Source organism: Microvirga sp. P4_A5 (assembly GCF_056402495.1).
Genome location: NZ_JBFUHH010000023.1, coordinates 41,365 through 47,364 on the forward strand (window position 1 = coordinate 41,365; position 6,000 = coordinate 47,364).

Sequence of the window (6,000 nt, forward strand, 5' to 3'; positions counted from 1 at the left end):
AGCCGGTGGTCACTGTTGCCCCCCCGGGGCATGTGCGGAGCCGATCCCAACCACTATCGAGCAAATCGCAGCAGACTGCCTGCCACTCATTCTCAAGCATGCGGCAGGGGGACCGATCCTGCTAGCAGGGTATTGCAACGGAGCCATAGTCGCGTTTGAGGTGGCGCGTCGGTTGATAGCGACTGGACACGAGGTTGGGCTTCTTGCCCTGATTGATCCGCCAACCGTCAGCGTCCGTCCGATGTCGAGGCTCCTTCTCAAGCTCCTGAGGCGCGTGGTTGCACCCCGCCAGCTTGCTTGGATCTACTTGCACCTGACTGTGCTGGAGCGCGCCTCGAAGCTACCCTTGGCGGCCTTCCTGACCAAGGCCCGTCGGCATGTGGCTGATGCAGACTTTGTGTTCCTGTTGCCATCATGGCTGGAAGCCTACAATGTGGCGATGGCGCGCTACCTGTCTTTGCCTCTGGAGGTGCCCACAGTGTTCTACGCCGCTGCGCATGATGGCAGGGCTTGGCGTCGCATCAGTTCCAATTTAGAGGTGGTCGAAATCCCGGGCGGCCACATGGGCATGCTAACGACGCAAGCCCATGTGCTTGTTGAACATCTCCAACGACGACTCTCTTTGACGACACCGCGGTACCAAGCTTCTGATCGATCAGGATCGGCACCTGACCACAGCCCGAAGGCGAAGCGCGACGCAGCTTGAGGCCAGTAAAAGCTGAGTTGAGTGCGCGGAAGATCCACTTGGCCCCAACTGCCAGACGTCGGACCGACCGATAGGYTGGAAAGCCAAAGCGGCCAGCGGAATGTAGCGTTCGAGTCTCATTGAGAAGTAGATTGCTCCGCGCTGATCTGCATGTCGGCCCTGAGGGGACTGACGTTGCCCCACGAGCTTAATCCGGTTTGAAGTTCGCTCTGGCCCAATCTGAGGACCAGAGCATGAAGCGCAGTCGCTTTTCGGAAGAGCAGATCATCGGGATCCTGAAGGAACACGAGGCCGGTGTCCCAGTCGCGGATTTATGCCGCAAGCACGGCGTCAGTGATGCCAGCATCTACAAATGGAAGGCCCGGTTCGGTGGCATGGAGGTCTCGGAGGCCAAGCGGCTGAAGACGCTGGAAGACGAGAACACGCGCCTCAAGCGGCTGCTCGCCGATGCAATGCAGGACAATGCGGCGCTGAAGGACCTTTTGGGAAAGAAATGGTGACGCCCGCTGACGAGCGGAAAGCTGTCATGCATCTCGAGGGCACATTCGGGATGAGCGAACGGCGGGCGTGTAAAGCCATCGGCTGCTGCCGCATGACGATCAGATATGCATCAATCCGGCCCGATGACGGTGATCTGCTGTCCGGTCGGCGAGGATGCCGGTGCCGCGCGCCCGGTTGCCGTAGATGGTGGATGGTCCCCAGGCGGAATGTCGGGGACCAGGGATGCCCCGGTCATTGAGCTCAAAGGCGATCTTGCGCGGGCTCTTGCCGGCAGCGAAGTCGGTAAAGATCTGGCGGACTATGGCCGCCTCGCTCTCGTTGATGACCCGGCCGCCGCGGATCGGACTCCCATCGGTCGCGAGTTCACACCGGACGCTGTAGCCAAAACACAGGCCGCCGCCGGACTGGCCTCGCTCGACCCGGCCCTTCAACCCCCGGCGGGTCTTGTCGGCGAGGTCCTTGAGAAACAGGGCATTCATGGTCCGCTTGAGCCCGACATGCAGCTCGCCGATCTCGATCCGTACCCCGGCAAAGATCATCTGCTTGAAGAGGRCCGCCACATGCTCCTGGTCGCGGCTGATGCGTTGAGCGCCTGCGGCGCCACGGTTTGCTTTCTTAGTTGTCGATGGAGGTCAAGATTTTTGATTGCGCGTCAATTCGGATGAGCGGCGGTGCCAGATCGGACGTGACGGCGCGAGCCTGTGCCGCCTTGCCACAGTAGCTTTCGGTGTTTACTTCCAGGACGATGGCGTGATGAACGAGTCTATCGATCGCTACGGCGGTCATGCCCGGATCGGGAAAGACCGATTCCCAGGCTAGCCCGCGCTCGCGGCAGGTTCGAGCGAGATCAGAAGAGAGAGAGTCACACACATGCATCTCGATGTCCTGGCTGCACGATTGAACGGCACGGAGCCGGCATCCTTCTTGGAAGGTTGGAGCCGTCTCAAGACCGATTACGAGGACCGGATACCGGCGTAACGAGAAAGTGCCGACAGAGGCTCCCTCCGCTGTTGTAGACGGAGCCCCTGTGGTTAGGGAAATCGAAAGTGGCGCTTCTTCAATAAGTGGCTCGTCCACCAGAAACGTCAAAGACCGCGCCGGTCGAGAATGAGCATTCTTCGCTTGCGAGCCAAGCGATCAGAGAGACGACCTCGTCGATTGCTCCGAAGCGTCCCATAGGGATCTTTGAGAGCATGAAATCGATGTGGCTTTGGCTCATCTGGTCGAAAATTACCGTCTTCACGGCGGCGGGTGTCACGCAGTTCACGGTGATGTTGCTCGTCGCAAGCTCTTTTCCCAGTGATTTCGTCAGCCCGATCACCCCGGCCTTGGATGCGCTATAAGCGGAGGCGTTCGGATTCCCCTCCTTGCCGGCAATCGACGCTACATTGACGATGCGTCCGTACCCCCCCTCCAGCATGGTGGGGACGACCTCCCGATTGCAATAAAACAAGCCATTGAGATTAACCTCGATAACCTGCCGCCAGGCGGCGACCGGATACTCCCACACTTTTGCGTTGGGTCCCGTCACCCCGGCGCTGGTGACGAGGATATCGATGCCCCCGAACGACGTCACGGTTCTCGCCCGGGCGGTCGCGACGGCAGCGGCATCCGTGATGTCGACCTGGACGCCAACGACATTCGACTTGATCGTATCGCAGGCGCGATCGATCGCGGACTGGTTCATATCCCAGATCGCGACCTGTGCTCCTTCCGCGGCGAGCCTAGTTGCAACGCCAAGTCCGATCCCGGAGGCGCCACCGGTCACGATAGCGCGTTTGCCTTGAAAACGATCGTCGGTCATGAGCGGATTCTTTCTCGGCGATCAGGCGAATTCGGGTGTGACATAGAGCGTGCGCCCCGCGACTTTGATCTCAACATCGACCAGGTACGTTCGCAACGCGGCTGCATCGATCTCTATGCCGAGCCCCGGCGCATCGGGTGCTGCAACTTCGCCGTTCTCGTCTCGCTGAAGGTGATTGGCGCTGATTTCGCGAGCGAGCGCCTTTGGCGCGAAGGGAAACTCACAGATGCGGTGATCGGCGAGACCCGCGAATGGCTGCAGAGACGCACTTAGAGCCAAATGGGACGTGAAGGTGTGGTTCACGTAGGTCACACCGCGAGCGACTGCATAATCCGCCACTGCTTTCGCTGGACCGATGCCGCCGATACGGCCGCAATCAATCTGAACGAAGCCGATGCCGCCGTAATCGATGAGGTGGCGTGCCATGGACACATTGTGGGCCCCCTCCCCACCTGCGATCTTCACTTTCGGGCTAACCCTCGCCAGTTGCCCGTATGCTTCGAGCGCGCTGGCGTGAAAGGGCTCCTCCAGCCAGAGCGCCCCCGCGGCCTCCAGGGCCGGCAAGCGGGCCTGGGCGGCGGCGACGTCCTCTCCCCAGATTTGACCAACGTCCACGAGCAGGATGCCGTCGGATCCTAAGCCCTCACGCGCCGCCTGAAGGTGATCCACATCATCCTTGACGCTGCCACGTCCGATCGGGCCCCAACCGAATTTCACCGCCTTGAAGTTTTCCCTGCGCGCCCTGAGGGCCCCGTTCAACGTCTCTTCGGGCGTATCGCCAAAAAGTTGCGATGCGTACGGCGTCTTCTTGTGCGAAGCCGCATAGCCGAGGAGCTTCCAGACAGGAGTTTCCCTGACTTTCCCGAGCACATCCCAAAGGGCCATTTCGACCCCTGAGAACGTGTGGGCGGCCTGCAACAGATCCATGCTGTTATATTCAACGGCGGCCGCGATCTTCGCGATATCGGCCGGGCTGTCGAGGGACATTCCAAGCACGGAATCACGAACGGGACGGCAGACGCCGTGGGACATCGGGCAGAGAAACGCCGCGATCGATGTGAGCGGTGACGCCTCGCATTCTCCCCATCCGACGTACCCGCCCGCCGACACACGCACGAGAAGCGCGTCCTGGCTGCCGTCGGCCTCCGTGGTGACCTCCGGCATCGAAAGATAGAAAAAATCGACAGTCTCGATCTTCATGGGGGGCTACCGTGATTGAGAGTGAGCTGAGGAACGTTGGTAGATCGCGGCTTCTGGCACGAAGGAAACATCGTCATCGAGGGGGTACATCGGTCGTGCGCAGACCGTATGGCCAAGACTTTTGAGGTTCGCGGATGTCGCGCCGGGCGCATCCACATTAAAGTTTTTGGCCACCCAGCCGTCATACATATGATGCTCGGTATGCGGCGACTTGACCACGATGAGATCGTAATCCACCGGATCGAGGCCATTGGCATAATACATCGCACGATCGAACAGGCTGATCGATCTGCTGAAAACCACGACGGTGAAGTTGTCGAATGTAAGGACGGCAGTCTCCCCCGCGTGAAGGGGGGTCTTCATCGTTTCCAGCCGCGACTTTCCATTCGACAGGAGGCGAACCTCCGCCCGCACGGGCATGGGCGTGAAGCGCGCATGATCGAAATGACCGCCAAGGTTCACGTTGATAGTCGCACCGACCCCCGCCTTATGAGCCGCGGCGGAAGCCTCGGGATCTACGATCTGAGCCAGAACCTTTTTGCCGTACCCGGCATCCTTCAGCGCCTTGACGATGACATTGGAATCGCCGGTCGCGCCCGAAGAGGTTGCATCCGCCGCATCCGTGAAAACAACGGGCCCGTCGATGGCCGACGCCTGCGCGATCGCACGATCGAGCGACATCAACTTTCCCTGCATCCTGAACCGCTGCGGCCAGAACTCCGCCGCAAGCCGCGTTGCTTCCCGTTGCGCCCCGTCGGCATCGCCATCGGTCATCACAAGCACCTGGGAACAGAGTTCCGGAACGTCGGTGAACGGGTTTCCGATCATGATTCCCGCCGCTAGGGCGGTTCCATCACGCTCAATCCGACGGCATTCTCCGATCAGGTCGCCGTAGCATCCGGTCTGTGTAATCAACTCGTCGCCTCTCACCAATGCCGGGATTACCACTCGGGCGATCACAGGCTTGACGCCTCCCTGCAGCAGACGAAGGAGGAGACGGGCAGCGCGCTCACCCGTATCGGCAAAATCAACATGCGGATAGGTGTGGTAGATGGAGAGTCCGTCGATCTGGCGCAGCATCTTATCAGTCAGGATGCCATGGAGATCGAGCGAGATGACGATGGGGATATCGGGCCCTGCCATCTTGCGAATTTCGCTCAGCAGATGGCCCTCCGGATCGAGTTCGCCTTCCGCACCCATCGCCCCATGCAGCGATACGTAAATCCCGTCGATGTCATGCAACTCACGACGTACCGCCTCAAGAATTTCCGTCGACAATCGCTTCCAATCGTCAGCCGCCAGAAGGCCCGCGCTGCCCGCATGGGCACTGATGACCGGAACGACGGTGACGCCCGGTTCGGCATCGAACACCGCGAGCGCCCCGCCGATCGAGGTGTTCAAGCCTCGTTTGACATAAAGCTCCTCCCCTCGCTCGAAGTGGAAGTTCTCGTAATGCGAAGGCAGCGGGTTGAACGAAGAAACTTCCTGCATGCACTCGGCTATCAGGATTCTGGACATGGCGTTTTCGTTACCTCAGGAGTTAAGACGATAGGTGGGAAGCGATCCGTCGACAGCCCGATGGCACGCGACAAGGCGTCCGTCGGGCACGGGCATCAAAGGTGGATCCAGAGTTCGACAGCGATCCTGCACGAACGGGCACCGGGCGGCAAAACGGCATCCGGCCGGGATGTCGTGCGCGCTGGGGAGATCTCCCACCAATTCATGTCTGTGGCGCGGCTCGTCGGGATGCGAGGGTGGGATCGCCGACAGCAGCGCCTGCGTATAGGGA

Annotated in this window: 7 protein-coding genes and 1 pseudogene; 2 read left to right on the forward strand and 6 right to left on the reverse strand. The window is 60.4% G+C overall.

Translation table 11 applies throughout. The features are described from left to right. Positions 1-43 precede the first annotated feature (43 nt). Positions 44-706 carry a thioesterase domain-containing protein gene (locus AC1DVM_RS09045; RefSeq protein WP_477253853.1) on the forward strand — a complete coding sequence of 221 codons (663 nt, stop codon included), beginning with the start codon at positions 44-46 and terminating at the stop codon, positions 704-706. A 233-nt stretch (positions 707-939) separates the two neighbouring features. Continuing rightward, positions 940-1,343: pseudogene (locus AC1DVM_RS09050) on the forward strand (transposase); the annotation flags it as partial. On the opposite strand, the gene AC1DVM_RS09055 reads toward AC1DVM_RS09050, so the two are convergent. The 6 genes from AC1DVM_RS09055 to AC1DVM_RS09080 form a co-directional block, all read right to left on the reverse strand. Beyond that, a complete protein-coding gene (locus AC1DVM_RS09055) occupies positions 1,306-1,746 on the reverse strand; it encodes a recombinase family protein (RefSeq protein ID WP_477253855.1) in 441 nt (146 codons plus the stop codon). The pseudogene AC1DVM_RS09050 and the gene AC1DVM_RS09055 overlap by 38 nt on opposite strands. Positions 1,747-1,822: 76 nt before the next feature. Beyond that, positions 1,823-2,083, reverse strand: coding sequence for an ATP-binding protein (locus AC1DVM_RS09060; protein ID WP_477253840.1), 261 nt, complete (start codon positions 2,081-2,083; stop codon positions 1,823-1,825). Between the two features lie 181 nt (positions 2,084-2,264). Continuing rightward, entirely contained in the window at positions 2,265-3,011 is a 747-nt protein-coding gene (locus AC1DVM_RS09065; protein ID WP_477253842.1) for an SDR family NAD(P)-dependent oxidoreductase, read from the reverse strand. A 21-nt stretch (positions 3,012-3,032) separates the two neighbouring features. Beyond that, entirely contained in the window at positions 3,033-4,211 is a 1,179-nt protein-coding gene (locus tag AC1DVM_RS09070; protein WP_477253844.1) for a mandelate racemase/muconate lactonizing enzyme family protein, read from the reverse strand. A 6-nt stretch (positions 4,212-4,217) separates the two neighbouring features. Beyond that, entirely contained in the window at positions 4,218-5,729 is a 1,512-nt protein-coding gene (locus tag AC1DVM_RS09075) for a M81 family metallopeptidase (protein WP_477253846.1), read from the reverse strand. A gap of 15 nt (positions 5,730-5,744) precedes the next feature. Continuing rightward, on the reverse strand, positions 5,745-6,000 hold a 256-nt coding region (locus AC1DVM_RS09080), incomplete at its 5' end, for an oligopeptide/dipeptide ABC transporter ATP-binding protein (RefSeq protein WP_477253848.1).

What these genes read in the sequence shown, in the direction of transcription:
- AC1DVM_RS09055 (WP_477253855.1), bottom strand. Translation starts at nt 1,746, where the DNA reads ATGATCTTTGCCGGGGTACGGATCGAGATCGGCGAGCTGCATGTCGGG.
- AC1DVM_RS09060 (WP_477253840.1), bottom strand. Translation starts at nt 2,083, where the DNA reads ATGCATGTGTGTGACTCTCTCTCTTCTGATCTCGCTCGAACCTGCCGC.
- AC1DVM_RS09065 (WP_477253842.1), bottom strand. Translation starts at nt 3,011, where the DNA reads ATGACCGACGATCGTTTTCAAGGCAAACGCGCTATCGTGACCGGTGGC.
- AC1DVM_RS09070 (WP_477253844.1), bottom strand. Translation starts at nt 4,211, where the DNA reads ATGAAGATCGAGACTGTCGATTTTTTCTATCTTTCGATGCCGGAGGTC.
- AC1DVM_RS09075 (WP_477253846.1), bottom strand. Translation starts at nt 5,729, where the DNA reads ATGTCCAGAATCCTGATAGCCGAGTGCATGCAGGAAGTTTCTTCGTTC.